Origin of the sequence: Pseudomonas cerasi, assembly GCF_027983475.1 — a bacterium.
GTDB classification, from domain to species: domain Bacteria; phylum Pseudomonadota; class Gammaproteobacteria; order Pseudomonadales; family Pseudomonadaceae; genus Aquipseudomonas; species Aquipseudomonas cerasi.
This window is the reverse complement of sequence record NZ_JAQJVM010000001.1, coordinates 1,805,069-1,826,773: the sequence shown is the minus strand read 5'-3', so window position 1 is coordinate 1,826,773 and position 21,705 is coordinate 1,805,069. Positions and strand designations below refer to the sequence as shown.

Sequence of the window (21,705 nt, the reverse complement as noted above, 5' to 3'; positions counted from 1 at the left end):
TCAGGCACTCCTCGAAACAGGGCCGAGCGCAGGCTCAAGGCCATCGATGAACAGGCAGGCAGCCAGCAGATCCGCCGCGCCACCGGGCGAAGCATTGAGGGCCAGCAAGTGCTGATCAAGCTCGTTCAGTGCGCGGCGGCCCGCCAGACTGGCGCTGCCTCCGGCGTCGAGCACGCGCTGTGCCCCGCGCTGCATGGCATTCAGCCCTTCGATGCCGGCGCGATGCAGCACACAGGTGTCGTCCAGCGTAGTCATGATCGCCAACAGCGCATCCAACCGAGCGTTCTGTTCGCCGCTGCCTGCCGCACGGCTGCGTTGCAGTTGTGGCAAGGCGAACAGCCTGACCGCCGGGAACCCTTGCTGCGCCTGCTCTCTGGCGCCCATGACGCCGTAACGACGAACTACCTGATCACCGTGGCTATTCTGCGTGAGCACCTGGCGGTCCTTGATCTGGGCCAAAGCGGCAGCGCGCGCGCAGATGGCATCGGGCGCACAATCCCGAGCCTCCAGCGCGGCAGCGGTCACCAGCAGACCCAGCGCCCAGATCGCGCCGCGATGCGTATTCACCCCGCTGGTGGTGCGCAGCATGGTGGCTTCGCCTTCACGGCCAAGCCTGCCCAGTGCCTCACGCAATGGCCGGTCCACAACAGCGAACTGCGTGGCGGCGTCAGCCATCAACTTGAAAGTCGGCCACAATGACAGCGCCGAGGAATGCATCAGCCCCAGGTGCAAATCGCTGTGCGCGCCGCTGCCACGCCGGTCCACCAGGGCCGGTTTGGGCGACAGGTCGGCTTCGTCGATCAAGGCGTCGACGGCCAGATCGGCCAGTCGTACTGCCAGCGAGGCCGATTGCGGTGCCAATTGAAGTGCGCTCATTACCAGCTCCTGAATTTGGCAGGCGGGTTGTAGAGGCCACCGGACCACTGAACCAGATCGGCAATGCTCTTGGCGGCCAGCAGTTCACGACTGGCGTCGGTGCGACGAATGCCGAGGTCTTCGGGCAGCGCGATCAGCCCTTCACGGCGCATGCGCGCGGTGTCCTTGGGGTTGTGGCGCAAACCGATCACAGTCACGCCCGCCACTGCCGCGATCATCGCCTGGCGTTCCTCAAGGCTGCGCGCCTTGTAAAGATAGGCGATGCCTTCTTCGGTCAGCAGGTGGGTCACGTCGTCGCCGTAGATCATGATCGGCGCCAGCGGCATGCCGCTTTTCTTCGCCACTTCGACGGCGTCCAGGGTTTCGACAAAGGTCGGTTTGCCGCCTTCCTGAAACGTTTCGACCATCTGCACCACCAACTTCTTGCCGCGCTCCAGGTAGGCAGAAGGGCCGTCATCGTGCTGCTGACGCATATCGAGCCAGGCGGGCGTGGCGTGACGCCGGCCGCGTGGGTCATGGCCCATATTCGGCGCGCCACCAAAGCCGGCCAGACGACCACGGGTGACTGTCGAGGAGTGCCCGTCGCCATCGACCTGCAGGGTTGCGCCGATGAACAGGTCCACGGCGTATTGCCCGGCCAGCTGGCAGAGCTGGCGGTTGGAACGCAGCGAGCCATCGCGTCCGGTGAAGAACACATCCGGGCGGGCAGCAATGTAGTTCTCCATGCCCAGCTCGGTGCCAAAACAATGCACGCTCTCGACCCAGCCGCTTTCGATGGCCGGGATCAGCGTCGGGTGCGGATTGAGTGTCCAGTTGCGGCAGATCTTGCCCTTCAGGCCCAGCGACTCGCCGTAGGTCGGCAGAATCAGCTCAATGGCGGCGGTATTGAAACCGATGCCGTGGTTCAGCGACTGGACATTGTGTTTCTCGTAGATGCCGCGAATCGCCATCATTGCCATCAGCACATGCACCGGCTTGATGTGGCGCGGGTCGCGGGTGAACAGCGGCTCGATGTAGAACGGCTTGTCGGCGACCACCACAAAGTCGACCCACGAGGCCGGGATATCCACCCGTGGCAGCTCGCTGACGTCATCGACCAGCTGATTGACCTGGACGATAACGATGCCGTCGCTGAATGCCGCCGGTTCGATGAGTGCGGGGGTGTCTTCGGTACTGGGCCCGGTGTAGATGTTGCCGGCGCGGTCGGCCATGAAGCCTGCCGCCAGCACCACGTTGGGGATGAGGTCCACCACCAGCCGTGAATAGAGTTCGATGTAGGTGTGGATCGCACCGATTTCCAGCAGGCCGTCTTCCAGCAACTGACTGATGCGCAGGCTTTGCGTGCCGGCAAACGAGAAGTCCAGCTTGCGCGCGATGCCTTGTTCGAACAGGTCAAGGTGCTCGGCGCGGCCGACGCTCGGCATGATCATGTGCAGGTCATGCACCTTGCCCGGATCGACTTTGGCCAGCGCGCGGGAGAGGAAGTCCGCCTGCTTCTGATTGTTGCCTTCAAGCACCACGCGGTCGCCGGAAACCAGCAGGGCCTCCAGCGCGGCGACGATATTGCCGGTCGGCAACACCACACCATCGGCCAACGCCCGCACTTGCTCCAGACGCCGCTGCTTCTCGCTGCGACGACGTGTCCAGCGTGCGTCGGGGGAAGTTGTTGTTGTCATGATCGCTCCACGATTTTGCTGTCGTCGGCCACCTTAGGAGCGATAGCGGTCGGGCATCAATCAAGCAGCGCGTCGAATCATTACGGCTGGAGTAACGATAGGGAAACGGACGTTTCGCCAGGTGCGTCGTCGCGCATGCAACATGCTCGAAACGCCCGGCTGGTAATTGCGTAGGACCGGTCTTTAAAGGGCTCGGGGTGCTATCGGAATCCGTGTTTGCGCCTAGCCTTGAGGTTTTCCGTAAACCAGAGGCAGTAGCGCGATGTCATTTATAGTCAGGGAAGGCGATCTCACTACCACCGGCGGCTTCGTGCTGGCCGCATCGGCAAGCGAAGTCATCGAACTGCGTCGTGTGGCGCGCATGGGTGACCCGGTGTGGTGCCCGGCCTGCAGGCAGATTGGCTTCATCGCCCAGGGAAACCCCACCTACATCGACGAACTTGTGGCGGTCGCTACTCAGGGTCATGAGGTGCAGTGTGGCTGTGCACCCGGCAGCAACACGCTGACCACCTCGCAGGAGCACGTCCGGGCCGACATGGACGCGACCGTCGCCATCCCCGAAGAACTGGCCTCGACAGCGCGACTCTATGCCGAACATCTGGCGCGCTCATTGAGAGACGGCAGCTATACGCCCGAAGTACTCAGGCCTCTTTCGCAGCCATGTTGAGTTGCGAATCTCGTGCCCATGCTCCGTATTCAGCATACACATGCTTTGTGGGAGTGAGCTTGCTCACGAATGCGGTGGTTTAAACGCCCTGCTTTCGGGGTCTGTACCGGCCCCTTCGCGAGCAAGCCCGCTCCCACATGACTTGCGTTTCAACTGTAGCGCCAAGGCTCCGTATAGGTATGCCCATCACGGATGGGCGTTGGTCTCGAGCAAGTGATGCAGTTCCATGAACTGCTGCGTCAGTTTGTGCCGTGGGTCGAGGTGGATCAGCGGCAGGTTGGCCTGATGCGACTCGCGCATTTTTACCGAGGCGTTGAGATAGACCGGCAGCACCGGCAGGCCTTCGGCAATCAGTTCGTCGAGCATCTGCTGCGGCAGGCTGGCTCTGGGCTGGAACTGGTTGACGATGATGCCTTCAACCTGAAGACCTTCGTTGTGGTCCTCTTTCAACTCCTCGATCTCGCGCATCAACCCATACAGCGCCTGTCGCGAGAAGCTGTCGCAGTCGAAAGGGATCAGCACCCGATCAGAGGCGATCAACGCCGAAACCGCATAAAAATTTAGTGCTGGCGGCGTATCCAGATAGATACGCTCGTAATCTTCGCTCAACTCGTCGAGCAGTTTGCGCAGCTTGTTGATCTTGTGCTTGGCCTCGAGCTTGGGCTGCAGGTCAGCAAGCTCTGCAGTCGCCGTGATCACGTGCAGGTTGTCGAACGGTGTTTCGTAGATATCGACGTGGTTCTTTTTGGCGACCGGTGAGCCGGACAGCGTGTTCTTGAAGAACTCGGCAATCCCCATCGGAATGTCCTGACCGGTCAGGCCGGTGAGGTACTGAGTCGAGTTGGCCTGGGCATCGAGATCGATCAATAACGTCCGATAGCCTTCGTGAGCGCTGACTGCAGCCAGATTGCAGGCGATGCTCGATTTGCCGACACCGCCCTTCTGATTGAATACCACGCGACGCATGCTTTGGATTCCTTGAAAGATGAAGAAACAGCAGGAGTGGCCGATAACGACCGTAAGAGGAAATCGAGTCTAGACAGTGCATGTGACAACGGTGAGCTTAACGCAAAACAGTTGCTGGCCGGTTGTCATACAGAAAAACGACTTCAACCTTAAAATACACGCCTGTAAACGGTTTTTATGTAACAAATTTGCTAGTAATGAGCCCCATCAGGATAATGCGCGCACTCGGTCAATTACCGCACCCAGGCTGATATCGACCTGATATCGATGTAGCGAGAAACAAGCCCGCAGGGGCGGGAAGAGAAGCCTTGATCACCTTCAACATTGCACGATGGCAAGCCTGGGCGCCGGGCCTGGCGAGCGCGGAAGACTGGCAGCGATGGAGCCTCGATCCGACGCTGCTGGAAACCAGTGATGCAGCGCCAGACGTGTCTTTTCTTCCTGCGATGCAACGCCGCCGCCTGGGCCGCATGGCGAGAATGGCGTTTGCCGTCGGCTGGCCATTGACTGAAGGGCTGGAGCGCGTCCCGCTGGTGTTTGTCTCGCGCCACGGAGAAACCCCGAGGACCTTTGAGATCCTGCGTGATCTGGCCGCCAACGAGCCGCTTTCACCGACCCAGTTCAGCCTTTCAGTGCATAACGCCATCATTGGTCTGTGGTCGATCATGCGCGGTGAAACAAGTGAGATGACAGCCCTGGCCGCCACAGGCGACGGGCTGGAGTATGGAGCATTCGAGGCCGCAGCGTTGCTGGCCGAGGGAGCAGAAGCAGTATTGCTTGTGGTGACTGAAGAACAGCCGCCGCAAGCCTATGCCCAATGGATTGATGACGTGCCCTTTCCCTACGCGGTCGGCTTGCTGCTGACGCCGGGGAATGAGTGGCAACTGTCTCTGAACACCGATACGCAAGGCACCAAGCGCACTCAGTGGCCCCATGCCCTGAACCTGCTGCGGGCCTTGCACACTGATCAATCCGTCTGCCTGCACCCTTGGAATAACCGGTTATGGAACTGGCAACGCAGTCACTGAAAAAAGGTCGGGACGCCTATTACTGGCGTCTGCTGGCAACAGGCATCAGCTTTGCCCTGTTCGGGTTGAGCGGTTTATGCCTGCGGTTGTTCGTTTTTCCAGTATTGAGTTGCCTGCCTGGCAGTGTGGCCAGCCATCAGCGCCGCGCGCGACGGACCATCAGCCGCCTGTTCTGGCTGTTCATCCGCATCATGGCGCGCATGCGGGTGCTGACCTATGACGTACAAGGCGCCGAAAAGCTTGGTCGCCCAGGGCAGATGATCATCGCCAATCACCCGTCACTGATCGATGTCGTGTTTCTGATCGGGCTGGTGCGTGACGCCAACTGCGTGGTCAAACGCAGCCTGTGGGAGAACCCGTTCACCCGCGGCCCTGTGCGCTCCACCGGTTACATCAGCAACGACGGCAGCATGGAGATGCTAGACGTCGCCGTAGAGCGCCTGCAAAGCGGCCAGACACTGATCATTTTCCCGGAAGGCACGCGCACCCAGCCAGGCCAGCCGCCTGTCTTTCACCGCGGCGCGGCCGCCATTGCGCTGCGTGGCGCGAGCGTCATCACCCCGGTGACGATCAAGGTCCAGCCGACCACCCTGACCAAGGCCGAGCCCTGGTATCGCATTCCGCAACGCCGCGTGCACTTCACTTTGCGCGTCGGTGCCGATATAGAACCAACCGCCTTCAGTGCGCTAGGCCCACCGCCCCTGGCGTCCCGCAAGCTCAACGATTACCTGCATGACTATTTCACCAAGGAGCTCGCCTCAGATGAGCGATCTGCACCAGGACATTAAATTGTTGATCATCGATGCCCTGGGCCTCGAAGACATCACCCCGGAAGATATCGGCAACGATATGACGCTGTTTGGCGAAGGACTGGGACTGGACTCGGTGGATGCGCTCGAATTGGGCCTGGCCATCCAGAAGCGTTATGGCATCAGGATCGATGCCGATGCAAAGGACACCCGTAACCATTTCGCCAGCGTCGACAGCCTTGCGGCCTTCGTCAGCGCCAGACAACCGGCCTGAGAATTGAACATGCAAACCCGTGAAGACATCTTCGAAATCCTGCGCACCGCAATGGTGGAACTGTTCGAACTGGAGCCTGAGCGAGTCACGCTTGAAGCCAACCTGTATCAGGACCTGGAAATCGACAGCATCGATGCCGTGGACCTGATCGATCACATCAAACGCAAGACCGGCAAAAAGATTGCGGCTGAAGAGTTCAAGTCGGTGAGGACCGTGAATGACGTGGTAGAGGCCGTCTACAAACTGGTCAACACCGCCGAATGAAGCGGCTGATTGGCCTGATTCTGGTGCTGGCCGGCGTGCTCTATCCATTCGCCGTCTATTGGGGGACCGAGCATTTCGCCCCTTGGCAGTTCGCGCTGCTGCTGGGCAGCCTGTGGCTGGCGCGCGCCCTGACCGGAGAGCGCAGGCAAGGCAGCCTGGCGATGGCGATTGTAGCGCTGATCTTTTGCGCGGTGCTCGGCGCCCTCGACAGTCACATGATGCTGCGCTGGTACCCGGTACTGGTCAGCACCTTCATGCTCGGCCTGTTCGGCTCAAGCCTGGTCTACGGCCCGCCGATCGTGGAAAAGATGGCGCGCCTGAACCGTCCCGATCTGCCTGAGGCGGGTATCCGCTATACACGTAAAGTCACGCAGATTTGGTGCCTGTTCTTTCTCGTCAACGGCCTCACGTCAGCCATCCTGACACTGTGGGCACCGTTGTCATGGTGGACGCTGTACACAGGCCTGATTTCCTACGGCCTGATGGGCGTGTTATTCGCTGTTGAATGGATCGTCCGCCCACCCTCAGCGGGCGGCAAATGAAATGGATCGCATGAACTGGTTGAACCTGGAACACCTGCTGCTCGATGCGCTGCCCGACCGGCTGCTGACGCTGGCCCCGACCCTCGACCACGCGCAGTTTCGTGATCAGGCGCTCGGCGTGGCTGCGGGGCTGAACGCGCGCGGCATCACACGCCTTGCAGTGCACCTCGAGGATGCCGCCGACCTGGCCATTGCGTTGTTCGCGGCCTGGCGCGCAGGTGTGCACGTGTTGCTGCCCGCCGACTTGCAGGGCCAGACCCGCGAGCGCTGGGCGAATCAGGTCGACCTGTGGCTGACTGACCTGCCGGGTGACACCCACCTGAGCGACCTGCATGCCGCGCCTCTCCCCGCGGCAGCGCTGGACCTCGACCAGTGCCGGCTGAGCCTGTGCACCTCCGGCTCCAGCGGCGAGCCCAAACTGATCGAAAAACACCTGCGGCAACTGGCCAACGAAGTCTGCGGGCTGGAGCAGCTGTGGGGCGCGGAGCTCGGCACGGCATGCATGATCGGCAGCGTGGCGACGCAACATATTTACGGGCTGCTGTTTCGTTTGCTCTGGCCGCTGTGCGCGGCACGCCCGTTCGTGCGCCGTCAGTTGCCGTTCGCCGAAGACCTGCAACGCGCCAGCCGTGAATACCCGTCATTCGCCTGGGTCGCCAGCCCTGCGCTGCTCAAGCGCATGGGCGACAATCTCGACTGGCCGGGTCTTGCCGCCGTGCGCCGGGTGTTCTCTTCCGGCGGCGCATTGCCGGCCGAAGCCGCACAGAGCCTGCAGCAACGCCTCGGTCAGTGGCCGACGGAAATTCTCGGCAGCTCGGAAACCGGCGGCATCGCCTGGCGTCAGGGCGGGCAACGCTGGCAGGCCTTCGACGGCGTAGAGCTGAGTCAGGATGCGCAAGGTGCGCTGCGCATCAGCTCGCCCTATCTGCCGCCCGGCCATGTCGAGCAGACCGCCGATGCGGCGCTGATCGGTGCAGACGGGCGCTTCGAACTGCTGGGCAGGCTCGACCGCATCGTCAAACTCGAAGAGAAGCGCGTGTCCTTGCCGCTGATCGAGCAGGCCCTCGCGGCTCACCCGTGGGTGAGTGAAGCGCGCCTTGGCGTGGTGCAGGCAAACCGTGCCTCGCTGGGCGCGCTGCTGGTGCTGAGCGACGCGGGCTTGCTGGTCCTGCGCAATCAGGGCCGTCGGGCGCTCACCGAAGCCTTGCGGCAGTACCTGCAACCGCACTGCGAAACCATCGCCCTGCCGCGTCGCTGGCGTCTGCTGCGGCAGATGCCGCTCAACGCCCAGGGCAAGCTGCCTCAGGCAGAGGTCGAGGCGCTGCTGCTGGCGCCACGCTCGAAACAGCCGGAAGTGCTTGAGCAACAGAACGTCGAAGGCGAGCTGCACCTGCAATTGAGCGTCCCGCCCGATCTGGCGTTTTTCAGCGGCCACTTTCCCAAGGCGCCGATTTTGCCGGGCGTGGTGCAAGTCGACTGGGCGATCAGCCTGGGCCAGCGACTGCTCGACCTGCCATGCGGATTTGCCGGTATGGAGGTGCTCAAATTTCAACAACTGGTGCGTCCCGGTGATCGCCTCACGCTGACACTGCGCTTCGATGCGACACGCTCCAAGCTGCACTTCGCCTTTCGCAACGCCGACAACGCGCCCTGCTCCAGTGGCCGCATCCTCCTGGAGGACGACCATGCATAAGCCTTGCGTGATCATTCCGGTGTTTGACCACGAGCTGGCCGTGCCCAACGTGGTCAAGGCCGTGCGCAACGCCGGGTTGCCGTGCATTCTGGTGGACGATGCCAGCAGTCCGGCCTGCGAAGCCGTGTTACAGCAGTTGGCGCAGGGTGAGGCTATCCACCTGCTGCGCCTGCCGGTCAATCAGGGCAAGGGCGGCGCGGTAATGGCCGGCTTTCGCGAGGCGATCCGGCTGGGTTTCAGCCATGCGTTGCAGGTCGATGCCGATGGCCAGCATGATCTGAGTGATATTCCGGTGTTTCTGGAGCAGTCGCGCCAGCACCCGGATGCGCTGATCTGCGGTTATCCGCAGTTTGACGAGAGCGTGCCCAAAGGCCGTCTGTATGCACGCTACCTGACCCACGTCTGGGTGTGGATCAACACCCTGTCACTGCACATTCGCGATTCCATGTGCGGCTTTCGCCTCTATCCACTGGCCCCGGTCCTGGCGCTGATCGACAGCGTGCAGATCGGCAGACGCATGGATTTCGACTCGGAAATGCTCGTGCGCCTGTCCTGGCGCGGCCAGCCGATGCGCTGGCTGCCGACCCGCGTTCATTACCCGCAGGACGGCCTGTCGCATTTCCGCCTGTTTCATGACAACGCCCTGATTTCGAAAATGCACGCCAAGCTGTTCTTCGGCATGCTGCTACGCCTGCCAATGCTCCTGTGGCGACGGTGGCGGCCATGAGCATCGACAAGTCGCCCAAGGAGCATTGGGCCAGTCATCAGGAGCGCGGCAGCTTCATGCTCATGAAACTCACCGCCTGGGGCATGCGGGTGCTCGGTCGGCGCCTGCTCAGCCCGGTGCTGTATGGCATCGTCCTGTATTTCTTTGTCTTCGGCCGACGTGCCCGGCACAGCATCTGGCAATACCAGCAGCACCTGGCGGACTGGAGCGGCAAACCCGAACTGCGGCCCAGCCAGCGCCGGGTGTTCGGGCAGTTCATGGCATTCGCCGATGCCTTGCTCGACAAGCTCGACGTGTGGAACGGCAGGCTGGGTATCGATCAGATCGAGATCGTCGACCAGGCCTTGCTGCGCCAGAACCTGCGTGGCCAACGCGGACAGATGCTGGTCGGTGCGCACCTGGGCAACCTTGAAGTGTGCCGAGCGCTGGCCGAACTCGGCGAAAAGGTCACCATGAACGTGCTGGTGCACACCAAACATGCCGAACGCTTCAATCGCCTGCTCGGTGAAGCCGGCGCGACACATCTGCGCCTGATTCAGGTCAGCGAGCTGGACCCGGCCGTCATGCTGCAATTAAGCCAGCGTCTGGACGAAGGCGAGTGGCTGGCCATCGCCGGTGACCGCGTCGCGCTGCATGGCGGGCGCAATGTGCAGGTCGACTTTCTCGGTCAGCCGGCCAACTTCCCGCAAGGCCCCTGGCTGCTGGCCGGGCTGCTCAAGTGCCCGGTCAACCTGTTCTTTTGCCTCAAGGGTGCGAAAGGCTATCGGGTAATTCTCGAACCGTTCGCCGACGCCATCGAGTGGCGGCGCAGCGACCGTGCCCAGGTCATCGAGCAGTGGACCACGTGTTATGCCGAGCGTCTTGGGCACTATTGCCTGGAAGCGCCGCAGCAGTGGTTCAATTTCTACCCATTCTGGAAGTCTGCCGATGAATCAGGCTCATGAGCTGATCGCGCTCGGCGGTCATGTGCTGCGTTGTAAAATCAGCGCGGATCGCCACAGGAGGTTACATGCGCAGTAAGGGTTTCCTGCACATCGACACTGAAATCGTCGTGCCGTTTTTCGACGTCGACATGATGAACATCGTCTGGCACGGGCACTACGTGAAGTACCTCGAAGTGGCGCGCTGCGCGCTGCTCGATCATATCGGCCATAACTACATGCAGATGCTCGAATCCGGTTATGGTTGGCCGGTGATCGATCTGCAATTGCGCTATGTGCGCAGCGCCGTGTTCGGTCAGACACTGAACGTGCGCGTCAGTCTGGTGGAGTGGGAGAACCGTCTGAAGATCAATTACCTGATCACCGATGCACACACCGGTGAGCGCCTGACCCGCGCCAGCACTGTGCAGGTCGCCGTCGACAGCCAGAGCCGGGAAATGCAACTGGCCTCGCCGCAGGTGTTCATCGATGCCGTCAAAACTGCCCTTGAGAGCACAATAGAGAGCGCCTCGCCATGAACCGCCCGCTTCGTACCTTGATTCTGCTGGGTCTGCTGTGCCTTTCTTCTCTGGCGCAGGCGTTCGATCTGCAACAACTGAGCGATCAGCTCGCCAAGCCTGCCGTGGTGCAGGGTCGTTTCGTTCAGGAAAAACACCTGCGCGCCCTGCCGCAACCGCTGCTCAGCAAGGGCCGCTTCGTGCTCGCCAGGGATTTCGGGCTGCTCTGGCTGCTGGAAACACCGCTCAAACAGGATTACCGCATCAATGCCGACGGTATTGCCCGTCGTGAAGCCGATGGCAATGTCAGCACCTGGAAGCCGGTGCCGAACAAGAACGCCGGCGCCGAGCAGAACCGTCTGTTCCTGGCGGTCTTGCAAGGCGACAGTAGCGGTCTGCAGCGGGATTTCGACTTGCAGCTCAAGGGCGAGGCGAATGCCTGGCACCTCACCCTGACGCCGCGTTCGATGCTGCTGCAACAAGTGTTCAAACAGATCAACATCGACGGTGGCGAACTGGTGCAGCGTATCGAGCTGCTGGAAACCCAGGGCGACAGCACGGTCCTGAAAATGATCGACAGCAGCAGTGCCCCGACCCTGACCGATGCGCAGCGTAATGACTTCAAAGACTGAGCGGCTGTTGCCGCGACTGTTCCTGCTGATTCTGGCGGGCGTACTGGCGCTCGCGGGCTGGCAGTGGCACGACCGCTCGCCGCTGTCGGCCAACCTGATGGAGCTGGTGCCGGGCACCGATAACGACGAACTGGTCGTGAGCGCCGAAAAGCGCATGCAGGAACCGCTCAACCGCGAAATGCTGGTGCTGGTGGGCCACAGCGATCGGCAGAAGGCTGTCGAACTGGCACGCAATCTGGCTGAACAATGGCAGTCGACCGGCCTGTTCGAGAAGGTCCAGTGGTCGCTGCAGGCCGATCTGCCCGCGTTGCGCACCCAGTTGCTGCAAGGGCGCATCGCCATGCTGCCGACAGCGGACCGCACACTGCTGATCGACGACCCGAAAACCTTCATCGAACAGCGCGTACAGACGCTGTTCGACCCGTTTGCCGGGTTCAGCCTGGTGCCTGGCCAGGATGACTGGCTGGGGCTGACCGGACGTATCCAGAACGGCCTGCCGAAGCAGGGCTCGGTCGAGGCGGACCTGGCCAGTGGCGCGCTGGTGGCCAGCGCCGAGGGCAAAAGCTGGGTACTGCTGCGTTCGCGAACCCGAACCGATGCCTTCGACATGCACCTGCCCGGCCAGGTCGCGGACCTGCTGGCGCAAGCGCGGGTGCAGGCCAGTCAGGCGGGTGGTCAATTGCTCGCGGCCAGCGGGCTGCTTTACGCTGCCGACGGGCAGAAGCAGGCCAGCCGGGAAATCACCTGGGTCGGCGGTGGCGCAACGATCGGTATCCTGTTGTTGCTGTTACTCGCCTTCCGCCGCTGGAGCGTGCTGCTGGCATTCGTGCCGGTGGTGGTCGGCATGCTCTTCGGCGCGGTGGCCTGCGTTGCGATATTCGGCAGCATGCACGTCATGACGCTGGTGCTGGGCTCGAGCCTGATCGGGGTGGCGGTGGATTACCCGCTGCATTACCTGTCCAAGAGCTGGAGCCTCAAACCCTGGCGCAGCTGGCCCGCCTTGCGCCTGACCCTGCCGGGCCTGAGCCTTAGCCTGATCACCAGTTGCATCGGCTACCTGGCGCTGGCCTGGACGCCGTTTCCGGCACTCACGCAAATTGCGGTGTTCTCGGCGGCCGGCCTGATCGGCGCCTACCTGACGGCGGTGTGCCTGCTGCCCGCGCTGCTCGCAAAAGTCGAGATCAGCCCTGCCCAGTGGCCGCTGAAACTGGCGCAATTGATGCTCGATTGCCGCGCCGCCTTGCTGCTGCGCATCAGCACACCGATCCTGCTGGTGCTGCTGTTGGTCTTCTGTGGCGGCGGACTCTGGCACCTGACCACCAAGAACGATATCCGCCAATGGGTGGCAGCACCTCAGGCGTTGACCGATGAAGCCCAGGCCATCGCACGGATCACCGGTTATCAGCCCACCAGCCAGTTTTTTCTGGTGCGCGGCAAGGACCAACAGCAGTTGCTGGATCGGCAGTCCGAACTGACCCAACGGCTCGACCAACTGGTCAGCATGGACAAGCTGCAAGGCTACATGGCGCTCAACCAGTTGCTGGATTCGCCTGCCGAGCAGCAACTGACCCGTGATGCACTGGGCAAATTGCCGCAACACTGGGAGCCACTGGTACAGCTTGGCGTTCCGGCCAACGCACTGAAAACCGAACTCGCGCAATTGCAGGCACTGCCAACGCAAGACATTGATCAGGCGCTTCAAGGCCCGCTCAGCGAACCGTGGCGCACGCTCTGGCTGGGCGCCAGCGAAGATGCCGAAGGCGACGCTCAGGTAGCCAGCATCGTCAGCCTGCGTGGCATGAACAGCATGGCGTTGCTGCGCGTGCAGGCCATCGGACTGGAGGGCGTGCAACTGGTCGACCGCCTGGGTGAGCTCAACGAGGTGTTTGCCCACACGCAGATCAGCGCAGCGGAATTGAAGCTGGCATCGTGCGTACTGATCGTCCTGCTGCTGATCGCTCCGTTTGGCTTCGGCGGTGCGTTGCGCATCGTCGCCCTGCCCCTGCTGGCGGCCCTGTGCAGCCTGGCTAGCCTGGGCTGGCTCGGTCAGCCGCTGACTCTGTTCAGCCTGTTCGGCCTGTTGCTGGTCACGGCGATCAGCGTCGATTACGCCATCCTGATGCGCGAGCAGATAGGCGGCGCGGCAGTCAGCCTGCTGGGCACGCTGCTGGCAGCGGTCACCACCTGGCTGTCGTTCGGCCTGCTGGCCGTTTCCAGCACCCCGGCGATCAGCAACTTCGGCCTGTCGGTCAGTCTGGGGCTGGCGTTCAGCTTCCTGCTGGCGCCCTGGGCCAGCCCGCGTAAAGCGCTTCATTCGCCAGCCAATGCTGAAGGGCCACACGCATGAGTCTTGCAGCGTTGTCGTCACTCCCAGCCACCGCTCAACCGAAAAGGAATACCTGTGCCCATCACTGATAGGGAAATTCGTCAGGTCGTCATCATCGGTGCCGGCCCGGCCGGTTCAATAGCGGCTGCCCTGCTCAAACGCCAGGGCCATGACGTGCTGATCGTCGAGCGCCAGCTGTTTCCGCGCTTCTCCATCGGTGAAAGCCTGCTGTGCCACTGCCTGGACTTCGTCGAAGAAGCCGGGATGCTGGAGGCCGTGCAGGCCGCCGGTTTCCAGCCCAAAAATGGCGCAGCCTTCGCGCGTGGCGAGCAATACAGCGATTTCGACTTCAGCGATACGTTCAGCAACGGCAAGCCGACGACCTTTCAGGTGCAGCGCAGCGAGTTCGACAAACTGCTCGCCGATCAGGCTGCGCTGCAAGGCGTGGACATCCGCTATCAGGAAGAGATCGTCAGCGCCGACTTCGATGGCCCGCAGCCGGTTTTGCGTGTGAGGCGTGAGGACGGCAGCGAATACAGCGTGCAGGCCAGCTTCGTACTCGACGCCAGCGGCTATGGCCGTGTGCTGCCGCGCTTGCTGGATCTGGAAGCGCCGTCGGGTTTTCCGGTGCGCCAGGCGGTGTTCACCCATATCGAAGACCGCATCGAAAGCCCGCCCTTCGACCGCCGCAAGATTCTCGTCAGCATCCATCCGCAGCACAGCGATGTGTGGTTCTGGTCGATCCCGTTCAGCGAAGGCCGCTGTTCGATAGGCGTGGTCGCCTCGGCTGAACGCTTCAAGGACAAGCCCGAGGATCTGGATGCCTGCCTGCGCGCCTTTATCGATGAAACACCGCAACTGGCCAGCGTGCTGAAAAACGCAGTCTGGGATACGCCAGCGAGAACCATCGGCGGCTACTCGGCCAACGTCAAGACCCTGCACGGCAAAGGCTTTGCGCTGCTGGGCAATGCGGCGGAATTCCTCGACCCGGTGTTTTCGTCAGGTGTGACCATCGCCATGCGTTCGGCGAGCATGGCGGCTGGCGTGCTGAGCCGCCAGTTGCAGGGCGAAAACGTGGATTGGGAAAGCGAGTTCGCGGTGCCATTGAAACGTGGCGTCGACACCTTTCGTGCCTATGTCGAGGGCTGGTATGACGGTACGTTCCAGAGCGTGATTTTCTACCCCGGCAGCGCTCCGGACATCCGCCGCATGATCAGCTCGATTCTGGCCGGTTATGCCTGGGACGAACGCAATCCGTTTGTCAGCGAGCCCAAGCGCCGCCTGCGCACACTTTCGGAAATCTGCGCGGACGGTGGTTCATGAGTCGACCGTTCCTGAGTGACAGTTATGTCGAGGAAACCCGCTTCGGCCTGTGGTTTCTGCGCAGCAACATCTGGCAGTACCGCGTGCTGCGCGTGGCGATAGACGACTTGCACAGCCTGTTCGCCAGCCCGCCGCCGGTTGCGCCGGTGTTGCTCGACGCCGGGTGCGGGCAAGGCCGCTCGTTCCAGCATCTGAACAAGGTTTTTCAGCCGTCCAGGCTCATCGGTGTCGACGCCGATCCGCACAGCCTCGAGATGAGTCGCGAAGAGGCGCGGGCCAGGGGCGTAGAGGTCGAGCTGATCGGCAGCGACTGCGCAGCTCTGCCAGTACCCGACGCCAGCGTCGATTTGCTGTTCTGCCACCAGACTTTCCATCATCTGGTGGAGCAGGAACAAGCGCTGGCCGAGTTTTACCGGGTACTCAAACCGGGCGGCTACCTGCTGTTCGCCGAGTCGACCGAGGCGTACATCGACACCTGGGTAATTCGCTGGCTGTTCCGCCACCCGATGCATGTTCAGAAAAGCGCGGCGCAGTATCTGCAGATGATCCGCGACCAGGGTTTCGAGTTCGATGCACCGAATGTTTCGTACCCTTACCTGTGGTGGAGCCGCGCCAGGGACTTCGGCCTGCTCGAAGTCTTGAAACTGCAAAAGCCCAGGCCGTTCGGGCAACGTGAGGAAACGCTGGTCAATGTCGTGGCCCGCAAACCCCTGGAAGTGGAAGCATCATGATTCGCATACTGTTTTTAGCCTTCCTGCTGCTCGGCGGCTGTGCGGCACAAGCCCCGCTGCCGACCAGCGCACCGACCATGCAATTGCCGATGCAGCTGCACATCGAGCGTCGCCAGGCCGATCAGCATCAGGACTGGTTACTGATCATCCAGCGCGAAAACGGCGGATTGCGCTGGTCGATGATGGACCCGCTGGGCATTCCCCAGGCGCGCCAGTTGCTGATCGACGGCAAATGGCAAGCCGACGGTTTGCTGCCGCCCAATCCCGAAGCCCGCGAGCTGTTCGCTGCGCTGATGTTCGCCATGACCCCGGACCTGGAAATGCATGGCCGCTACCCGACGGCTTACCGCCAGGGCATGCAGCGACGCCTGGACGATCGCTGGCTGGTCGAATATCAGTCGGCCAACGCATTCACTATTCGCCTCAAGGACAGGCTGAGCTACAAGGTCACACCACTGAACAACGAGAGCCTGCCATGACCGCCTATCTCAACGCGCTGGGCGTGATCTGCTCGCTGGGCGACAGCCGTGAAGAGGTGTCGCGCAGGCTGTTCGCAGGTGACAGCTCGGGTATGGTGTTCGAAAGCGGCTGGGTACCGGAACGTGCGTTGCCGGTCGGTGCGGTCAAATCCGCACTGCCGCCCATTCCGCCGGCCGTGCATTTGCATCGCAGCCGCAATAACCAGCTGCTGCTGGCCGCCGCCCTGCAGATTGAGGAGGACATCAGCCAGGCCATCACCCGCTTCGGCGCCGGGCGGATTGGCGTGATCATCGGCACAAGCACCTCGGGCATCGATGAAGCGAGCGAGAGCATGGCCGTCTGGCTGCGCGAGCGGACCTTCCCCGACGATTACGATTATCGGCAGCAGGAACTGGGCGCACCGGCAAATTTTCTCGCCGCCTGGCTGCAATTGAGCGGCCCGGCCTACGTCATCTCGACAGCCTGCACCTCCAGCTCGCGGGCATTGCTCAGTGCGCGGCGGGCGCTGGACATGGGCCTGTGCGATGCCGTGCTGTGCGGCGGCGTCGACAGCCTGTGCAGGCTGACCCTGCAGGGGTTCTCGGCACTCGAGGCCATGTCGCCGCAGCTCTGCAATCCGTTCTCCAGCAACCGCAACGGGATCAATATCGGCGAGGCGGCCGCACTGTTCCTGATGACTCGCGAAGCCGACAGCAGGCACTCGATTGCCCTGCTGGGTGCAGGTGCCAGCTGCGACGCTCACCACATCTCGGCCCCCGAACCCACCGGCCGTGGTGCGCGCGATGCAATGTTGCAAGCGTTGCGCAATGCGCGACTCGAGGCGGAGCAGATCAGTTATCTGAACCTGCATGGCACCGCCACGCCGCACAACGACGCGATGGAGAGCCTGGCCGTGCAGGGCGTATTTCCGAACGGCGTGCCCTGCTCCTCGACCAAACCGCTCAGCGGCCACACCCTGGGCGCAGCGGGCGCGCTGGAAGCGGCGTTTTGCTGGCTGAGCCTGGCACCGCAGAATGCCGAACGGGCCCTGCCCCCGCACCTGTGGGACAGCGAGGCCGATCCACTGCTGCCTGCGCTGCAATGGACACACGCAGGCTCGCGCCTGACACCTGAAAGCGCTCGTTACATGATGAGCAATTCGTTTGCCTTCGGTGGCAACAACATCAGCCTGATTATCGGAGATGCCCCATGACCGAGTGGCCGCTCGCCGAACTCATCCCCCATGCCGGCGACATGATCCTTATCGATCAGGTGCTGAGCTTTGACGAAGAACAGATTCGAACCTGCCTGACCGTACGCGCCGACGGCCTGTTCAATCAAGCCGACGGCAGCCTGCCCGCATGGCTGGGCATAGAGCTGATGGCGCAGAGCGTCGCGGCCTATGCCGGTTGCAAGGCGCGCAACAACGGCGAAGCGGTCAAGCTGGGTTTTCTGCTTGGCAGCCGCAAGTTCGATTGCAACGTGACACGCTTCCCACTGGGCAGTGAACTGCACATCCATGCCGTGCGCTCCCTGCAGGACGACAACGGCATGGGCATGTTCGAATGCACCCTCACCGGCCCGGGTATCGAGGCTTTTGCCCGACTCAATGTATATTGCCCGCCCAACACTGCTGACTACCTGGCTGAAGGAGCCCCGGCATGACTGAATCGATACTGGTCACCGGCTCCAGCCGTGGCATCGGCCGCGCCATCGCCCTGCGTCTGGCGCAGGCCGGATACGACCTGATCCTGCATTGCCGCACCGGCCGCAGCGAAGCCGAAGCCGTGCAGACCGAAGTCGTTGCGCTGGGCCGTCAGGCACGCGTGCTGCAATTCGATGTCTCGGACCGTGCCGCCTGCAAGGCAATTCTGGAACAGGATGTGGAGACGCATGGCGCCTATTACGGCGTGGTACTCAACGCCGGGCTGACCCGCGACGGCGCGTTTCCGGCGCTGAGCGACGATGACTGGGATCAGGTGCTGCGTACTAACCTGGACGGTTTCTATAATGTCCTGCACCCGTTGACGATGCCGATGATTCGCCGTCGTGCAGCAGGGCGCATCGTCTGCATCACCTCGGTTTCAGGGCTGATCGGCAATCGCGGCCAGGTCAATTACAGCGCTTCCAAGGCAGGGCTGATCGGTGCCGCCAAGGCGCTGGCCATCGAACTGGGCAAACGCAAGATCACCGTCAACTGCGTCGCGCCGGGGCTGATCGATACGGCCATGCTCGACGAGAACGTGCCCGTTGACGAACTGATGAAAATGATTCCGGCACAACGCATGGGCACGCCCGAGGAAGTGGCGGGGGCCGTGAATTTTCTGATGTCGGCCGAAGCGAGCTACATCACTCGTCAGGTTCTGGCCGTCAACGGGGGACTGTGCTGATGAAGCGTGTGGTAGTGACCGGCATGTCCGGCATCACTTCGGTGGGCAGCGACTGGCCGACTATCGATGCCAGCTTCACGGCCAATCGCAGCGGCATTCGCCGGATGGACGAGTGGAACCGTTTTGCCGAGCTCAATACCCGCCTGGCTGGCCCTATCAACGATTTCGTCGTGCCGGGGCACTGGACGCGCAAGCAACTGCGCAGCATGGGCCGCGTGTCCCGTCTGGCCGTGGCGGCTGCGGAGCAGGCCCTGATCGACGCCGGGCTGCTGAATGACCCGATCATTCGCGATGGCCGCATGGGCACGGCCTGCGGCTCGTCCACCGGCAGCACCGACGAGATCAAGGCTTTCGGCAACATGTTGATCAACTCGGTGGCTGTGGGCCTGAACGCCAACTCCTACGTGCGCATGATGCCGCACACCACCGCTGCCAACATCAGCATTTTCTTCGGCCTGACCGGACGCCTGATTCCGACCTCCAGCGCCTGTACCAGTGGCAGTCAGGGCATCGGCTATGCCTACGAGGCGATCAAGTTCGGCCGTCTGCCGCTGATGCTGGCGGGCGGGGCTGAAGAGCTGTGCCCGACCGAGGCCATGGTGTTCGACGCACTGTACGCCACCAGCCTCAAGAATGATGCGCCCCACAGCACGCCACGCCCCTACGACAGCGGACGCGACGGCCTGGTGATCGGCGAAGGCGGCGGCATGCTGGTGCTTGAAGAGCTTGAGCATGCCCAGGCACGTGGCGCGCACATCTACGCCGAGATCGTCGGCTTCGGCAGCAACGCCGACGGCGCGCACAGCACTCGCCCCGAGCAGGCCACCATGCGCCGCGCGATGGAGCTGGCCCTCGAAGACGCCAACCTGCCGCCCGACGCCATCGGTTACGTCAACGGCCACGGCACCGCCACCGAACAGGGCGACATCGCCGAGACCCTGGCCACCAGCAGCCTGTTCGGCCCGCGCATGCCGCTCAGCTCGCAGAAAAGCTTCCTCGGCCACACGCTGGGAGCGTGCGGCGCGCTGGAGTCATGGTTCAGCATCGAAATGCTCAACAGCGATCGCTATATCCATACGCTCAACCTGGTCGACATCGACCCACAGTGCGGTGAACTGGACTACATCGTCGGCGAACCAAGGCACATGAGCAACGAATACGTGATGAACAACAACTTCGCATTTGGCGGCGTGAACACCTCGCTGATCTTCAGGCGTTGGCGCTAAGGGTGTTCTCTGAGACGCCTGCCGCTCCTCATGCTCCAGTCCACACACTTGTCGTTCCCACCCTCCTGCGTGGGAATGCAGTTCTGGTCGCTCTGCGTCCGATCTTTAGGTATCAACATGCCTACAAGAGAGGGCTGCTGCCCGCAGGACGTTCGGGAGGTTATGACCGGCTGAGAAGCGGCCCGGCCATGCCTGATGCACCGCATACACCGGTCCTGCTGCCGGTTCCCGGCAGATCGCGAGCAAGCTCGCTCCCACGGCCTGCGGCCAGAATCTCAACTATCGTGCGGCGCTCCGCAGCGGCCCGGCCCACCGCATGCACCGGTCTTGCTGCCGGTTCCCGGCAGATCGCGAGCAAGCTCGCTCCCACGGCCTGCGGCCAGAATCTCAACCATCGTGCGGCGCTCTGCGTCGTATGCCGTTCTGGACGCTCAGCGGCCCACCGCATGCACCGGTCCTGCTGCCGGTTCTCGGCAGATTGCGAGCAAGCTCGCTCCCACGGCCTGCGGCCAAAATCTCAACTATCGTGCGGCGCTCCGCTTCGTATGCCGTTCTGGACGCTCAGCGGCCCGGCCCACCGCATTCACCGGTCTTACTGCCGGTTCCCGGCAGATCGCGAGCAAGCTCGCTCCCACGGCCTGCGGCCAGAATCTCAACTATCGTGCGGCGCTCTGCGTCGCATGCCGTTCTGGACGCTCTGCGTCCTATCATCAGCACCTTTGAATCACCCCACATTGCGCGTTAACAGCTCGGTGAACGCCTTGGCCATGGGCGATTGTTCGTCCTTGCGTTGCACCAGCCACACCGCGCTGGTTGCGCCGGGGTCGAGGACGTTGCGGTAGACCACGCCGTCGATGCGCATTCGCCGGTAGGACGCAGGCAGTACGGTGACGCCCAATCCTGCTGCAACCAGGCCGATGATGGTCATCACTTCGCCCGCTTCCTGGGTGATCAGCGGGCTGAACCCTGCGGCGCGCGCCAGGCTCAGGACTTGCGCGTAGATGCCGCTGCCGTAGGTGCGCGGGAAGAACACGAACGGCTCGGCGGCCAACGCTGCCATGTAGATCCCCTCCTCGCTTTCTGCCGCCAGAGGATGGTCGGCACGCATGATCGCCACCAGCGGTTCACTGAGCAATTCGAACACCACCAGTGAATCGGGCAATGCCAGCGGGCGCATGATGCCGACCTGAATGGTTTTGTCTTCAAGACCTGCCGCCACTTCCTGACTGGTGATCTCGGTCAGGGTCAGGTGCACGTCCGGGTAGGCCTGGCGGAAAGCAAAAATCGCCTGCGGAATGCTCGACGTAAACGGCGCAGACGAGGTAAAGCCGATCTTCAGCTCGCCGATCTCACCCAATTGCGCACGCCGCGCCACGTCAGTGGCCTTGTCGACCTGCGCCAGCACCAGCCGTGCTTCGTCGAGAAACAGCCGCCCGGATTCGCTCAACTCGACGCGCCGGTTGGTGCGCTCGAACAAGCGCGTGCCCAGTTCCTGCTCCAGCGTCTGAATCTGCTGGCTGAGCGGCGGTTGCGAAATACCCAGCGCCTGCGCGGCGCGGCCAAAATGCAGCTCTTCGGCAACCGCGATGAAGTAACGCAGATGACGCAATTCCATGCGGCCTCCATTAAGTCGTTTTACCTATCAAACAGGTCGAACAATATATTGGATGGAATGATTAGCGAGCTATATGATTTTTTCATCGCCTGCTCAATCGTGC

At 62.3% G+C, this 21,705-nt stretch carries 23 protein-coding genes; 19 read left to right on the top strand and 4 right to left on the bottom strand.

Annotated features, from left to right (window positions below; translation table 11 throughout):
* Positions 1–876: a triphosphoribosyl-dephospho-CoA synthase gene (locus tag PI739_RS07935; protein WP_003366081.1), complete on the bottom strand. Its 876-nt coding sequence runs from the start codon at positions 874–876 to the stop codon at positions 1–3.
* A complete protein-coding gene (mdcA, locus tag PI739_RS07930; RefSeq protein ID WP_054081271.1) occupies positions 876–2,552 on the bottom strand; it encodes a malonate decarboxylase subunit alpha in 1,677 nt (558 codons plus the stop codon). The genes PI739_RS07935 and mdcA overlap by 1 nt, the downstream gene beginning before the upstream one ends.
* A 262-nt stretch (positions 2,553–2,814) precedes the next feature.
* On the opposite strand from mdcA, the gene PI739_RS07925 reads away from it, so the two are divergent.
* Positions 2,815–3,219: a PAAR domain-containing protein gene (locus PI739_RS07925; RefSeq protein WP_003366077.1), complete on the top strand. Its 405-nt coding sequence runs from the start codon at positions 2,815–2,817 to the stop codon at positions 3,217–3,219.
* A gap of 186 nt (positions 3,220–3,405) precedes the next feature.
* Here PI739_RS07925 and PI739_RS07920 read toward each other — a convergent pair whose 3' ends face one another.
* The gene (locus tag PI739_RS07920; RefSeq protein WP_003366075.1) at positions 3,406–4,185 is read right to left on the bottom strand and encodes a ParA family protein; all 780 of its coding nucleotides are present in this window, start codon (positions 4,183–4,185) and stop codon (positions 3,406–3,408) included.
* A gap of 308 nt (positions 4,186–4,493) precedes the next feature.
* Here PI739_RS07920 and PI739_RS07915 point away from each other — a divergent pair, with 308 nt between their 5' ends.
* From PI739_RS07915 to PI739_RS07830, 18 genes are all read left to right on the top strand, one after another.
* Entirely contained in the window at positions 4,494–5,213 is a 720-nt protein-coding gene (locus PI739_RS07915; protein WP_003366073.1) for a beta-ketoacyl synthase chain length factor, read from the top strand.
* On the top strand, positions 5,189–6,001 hold the full coding sequence (locus PI739_RS07910) for a lysophospholipid acyltransferase family protein (protein ID WP_271351666.1): 813 nt from the start codon (positions 5,189–5,191) through the stop codon (positions 5,999–6,001). Before PI739_RS07915 ends, PI739_RS07910 begins: the two co-directional genes overlap by 25 nt.
* The gene (locus PI739_RS07905; protein WP_003316688.1) at positions 5,976–6,236 is read left to right on the top strand and encodes a phosphopantetheine-binding protein; all 261 of its coding nucleotides are present in this window, start codon (positions 5,976–5,978) and stop codon (positions 6,234–6,236) included. The genes PI739_RS07910 and PI739_RS07905 overlap by 26 nt, the downstream gene beginning before the upstream one ends.
* 9 nt (positions 6,237–6,245) lie before the next feature.
* Positions 6,246–6,500 (top strand): acyl carrier protein, encoded by a 255-nt coding sequence (locus PI739_RS07900; RefSeq protein ID WP_003432110.1) that lies wholly within the window; start codon positions 6,246–6,248, stop codon positions 6,498–6,500.
* Positions 6,497–7,042 (top strand): COG4648 family protein, encoded by a 546-nt coding sequence (locus tag PI739_RS07895; protein ID WP_003432112.1) that lies wholly within the window; start codon positions 6,497–6,499, stop codon positions 7,040–7,042. The genes PI739_RS07900 and PI739_RS07895 overlap by 4 nt, the downstream gene beginning before the upstream one ends.
* Positions 7,043–7,052: 10 nt before the next feature.
* Positions 7,053–8,735 carry an acyl-CoA synthetase family protein gene (locus PI739_RS07890; protein WP_054081339.1) on the top strand — a complete coding sequence of 561 codons (1,683 nt, stop codon included), beginning with the start codon at positions 7,053–7,055 and terminating at the stop codon, positions 8,733–8,735.
* On the top strand, positions 8,728–9,462 hold the full coding sequence (locus PI739_RS07885; RefSeq protein WP_003366060.1) for a glycosyltransferase family 2 protein: 735 nt from the start codon (positions 8,728–8,730) through the stop codon (positions 9,460–9,462). Before PI739_RS07890 ends, PI739_RS07885 begins: the two co-directional genes overlap by 8 nt.
* The gene (locus tag PI739_RS07880) at positions 9,459–10,406 is read left to right on the top strand and encodes a lysophospholipid acyltransferase family protein (RefSeq protein ID WP_054081270.1); all 948 of its coding nucleotides are present in this window, start codon (positions 9,459–9,461) and stop codon (positions 10,404–10,406) included. Before PI739_RS07885 ends, PI739_RS07880 begins: the two co-directional genes overlap by 4 nt.
* Positions 10,407–10,471: 65 nt before the next feature.
* Entirely contained in the window at positions 10,472–10,921 is a 450-nt protein-coding gene (locus tag PI739_RS07875) for an acyl-CoA thioesterase (RefSeq protein WP_271351661.1), read from the top strand.
* The gene (locus tag PI739_RS07870; protein ID WP_003432120.1) at positions 10,918–11,532 is read left to right on the top strand and encodes an outer membrane lipoprotein carrier protein LolA; all 615 of its coding nucleotides are present in this window, start codon (positions 10,918–10,920) and stop codon (positions 11,530–11,532) included. Before PI739_RS07875 ends, PI739_RS07870 begins: the two co-directional genes overlap by 4 nt.
* The gene (locus tag PI739_RS07865; protein WP_054081269.1) at positions 11,516–13,879 is read left to right on the top strand and encodes an MMPL family transporter; all 2,364 of its coding nucleotides are present in this window, start codon (positions 11,516–11,518) and stop codon (positions 13,877–13,879) included. The genes PI739_RS07870 and PI739_RS07865 overlap by 17 nt, the downstream gene beginning before the upstream one ends.
* A gap of 54 nt (positions 13,880–13,933) precedes the next feature.
* A complete protein-coding gene (locus tag PI739_RS07860; protein ID WP_003432124.1) occupies positions 13,934–15,181 on the top strand; it encodes an NAD(P)/FAD-dependent oxidoreductase in 1,248 nt (415 codons plus the stop codon).
* Positions 15,178–15,912 (top strand): class I SAM-dependent methyltransferase, encoded by a 735-nt coding sequence (locus PI739_RS07855; RefSeq protein WP_058397756.1) that lies wholly within the window; start codon positions 15,178–15,180, stop codon positions 15,910–15,912. Before PI739_RS07860 ends, PI739_RS07855 begins: the two co-directional genes overlap by 4 nt.
* Positions 15,909–16,391 carry a hypothetical protein gene (locus PI739_RS07850; RefSeq protein ID WP_058397757.1) on the top strand — a complete coding sequence of 161 codons (483 nt, stop codon included), beginning with the start codon at positions 15,909–15,911 and terminating at the stop codon, positions 16,389–16,391. Before PI739_RS07855 ends, PI739_RS07850 begins: the two co-directional genes overlap by 4 nt.
* A complete protein-coding gene (locus PI739_RS07845; RefSeq protein ID WP_058397758.1) occupies positions 16,388–17,584 on the top strand; it encodes a beta-ketoacyl-[acyl-carrier-protein] synthase family protein in 1,197 nt (398 codons plus the stop codon). Before PI739_RS07850 ends, PI739_RS07845 begins: the two co-directional genes overlap by 4 nt.
* The gene (locus PI739_RS07840) at positions 17,581–18,036 is read left to right on the top strand and encodes a hotdog family protein (protein ID WP_003366036.1); all 456 of its coding nucleotides are present in this window, start codon (positions 17,581–17,583) and stop codon (positions 18,034–18,036) included. The genes PI739_RS07845 and PI739_RS07840 overlap by 4 nt, the downstream gene beginning before the upstream one ends.
* Positions 18,033–18,761 (top strand): 3-oxoacyl-ACP reductase FabG, encoded by a 729-nt coding sequence (gene fabG / locus PI739_RS07835; RefSeq protein WP_003432130.1) that lies wholly within the window; start codon positions 18,033–18,035, stop codon positions 18,759–18,761. The genes PI739_RS07840 and fabG overlap by 4 nt, the downstream gene beginning before the upstream one ends.
* Entirely contained in the window at positions 18,761–19,987 is a 1,227-nt protein-coding gene (locus PI739_RS07830) for a beta-ketoacyl-ACP synthase (RefSeq protein WP_054081264.1), read from the top strand. The genes fabG and PI739_RS07830 overlap by 1 nt, the downstream gene beginning before the upstream one ends.
* Positions 19,988–20,711: 724 nt before the next feature.
* Here the strand turns inward: PI739_RS07830 and PI739_RS07825 are convergent.
* The gene (locus PI739_RS07825) at positions 20,712–21,602 is read right to left on the bottom strand and encodes a LysR family transcriptional regulator (RefSeq protein ID WP_003316669.1); all 891 of its coding nucleotides are present in this window, start codon (positions 21,600–21,602) and stop codon (positions 20,712–20,714) included.
* Between the last annotated feature and the right edge of the window lie 103 nt (positions 21,603–21,705).

Excerpts from the sequence above, each read along its gene's own strand:
- PI739_RS07885 (WP_003366060.1), top strand. The coding sequence starts at position 8,728 with ATGCATAAGCCTTGCGTGATCATTCCGGTGTTTGACCACGAGCTGGCC.
- mdcA (WP_054081271.1), bottom strand. The coding sequence starts at position 2,552 with ATGACAACAACAACTTCCCCCGACGCACGCTGGACACGTCGTCGCAGC.
- PI739_RS07870 (WP_003432120.1), top strand. The coding sequence starts at position 10,918 with ATGAACCGCCCGCTTCGTACCTTGATTCTGCTGGGTCTGCTGTGCCTT.
- PI739_RS07935 (WP_003366081.1), bottom strand. The coding sequence starts at position 876 with ATGAGCGCACTTCAATTGGCACCGCAATCGGCCTCGCTGGCAGTACGA.
- PI739_RS07880 (WP_054081270.1), top strand. The coding sequence starts at position 9,459 with ATGAGCATCGACAAGTCGCCCAAGGAGCATTGGGCCAGTCATCAGGAG.
- PI739_RS07895 (WP_003432112.1), top strand. The coding sequence starts at position 6,497 with ATGAAGCGGCTGATTGGCCTGATTCTGGTGCTGGCCGGCGTGCTCTAT.
- PI739_RS07925 (WP_003366077.1), top strand. The coding sequence starts at position 2,815 with ATGTCATTTATAGTCAGGGAAGGCGATCTCACTACCACCGGCGGCTTC.
- PI739_RS07875 (WP_271351661.1), top strand. The coding sequence starts at position 10,472 with ATGCGCAGTAAGGGTTTCCTGCACATCGACACTGAAATCGTCGTGCCG.
- PI739_RS07830 (WP_054081264.1), top strand. The coding sequence starts at position 18,761 with ATGAAGCGTGTGGTAGTGACCGGCATGTCCGGCATCACTTCGGTGGGC.
- PI739_RS07865 (WP_054081269.1), top strand. The coding sequence starts at position 11,516 with ATGACTTCAAAGACTGAGCGGCTGTTGCCGCGACTGTTCCTGCTGATT.
- PI739_RS07920 (WP_003366075.1), bottom strand. The coding sequence starts at position 4,185 with ATGCGTCGCGTGGTATTCAATCAGAAGGGCGGTGTCGGCAAATCGAGC.
- PI739_RS07845 (WP_058397758.1), top strand. The coding sequence starts at position 16,388 with ATGACCGCCTATCTCAACGCGCTGGGCGTGATCTGCTCGCTGGGCGAC.
- PI739_RS07910 (WP_271351666.1), top strand. The coding sequence starts at position 5,189 with ATGGAACTGGCAACGCAGTCACTGAAAAAAGGTCGGGACGCCTATTAC.
- PI739_RS07840 (WP_003366036.1), top strand. The coding sequence starts at position 17,581 with ATGACCGAGTGGCCGCTCGCCGAACTCATCCCCCATGCCGGCGACATG.
- PI739_RS07890 (WP_054081339.1), top strand. The coding sequence starts at position 7,053 with ATGAACTGGTTGAACCTGGAACACCTGCTGCTCGATGCGCTGCCCGAC.
- PI739_RS07825 (WP_003316669.1), bottom strand. The coding sequence starts at position 21,602 with ATGGAATTGCGTCATCTGCGTTACTTCATCGCGGTTGCCGAAGAGCTG.
- PI739_RS07905 (WP_003316688.1), top strand. The coding sequence starts at position 5,976 with ATGAGCGATCTGCACCAGGACATTAAATTGTTGATCATCGATGCCCTG.
- PI739_RS07850 (WP_058397757.1), top strand. The coding sequence starts at position 15,909 with ATGATTCGCATACTGTTTTTAGCCTTCCTGCTGCTCGGCGGCTGTGCG.
- PI739_RS07900 (WP_003432110.1), top strand. The coding sequence starts at position 6,246 with ATGCAAACCCGTGAAGACATCTTCGAAATCCTGCGCACCGCAATGGTG.
- fabG (WP_003432130.1), top strand. The coding sequence starts at position 18,033 with ATGACTGAATCGATACTGGTCACCGGCTCCAGCCGTGGCATCGGCCGC.
- PI739_RS07855 (WP_058397756.1), top strand. The coding sequence starts at position 15,178 with ATGAGTCGACCGTTCCTGAGTGACAGTTATGTCGAGGAAACCCGCTTC.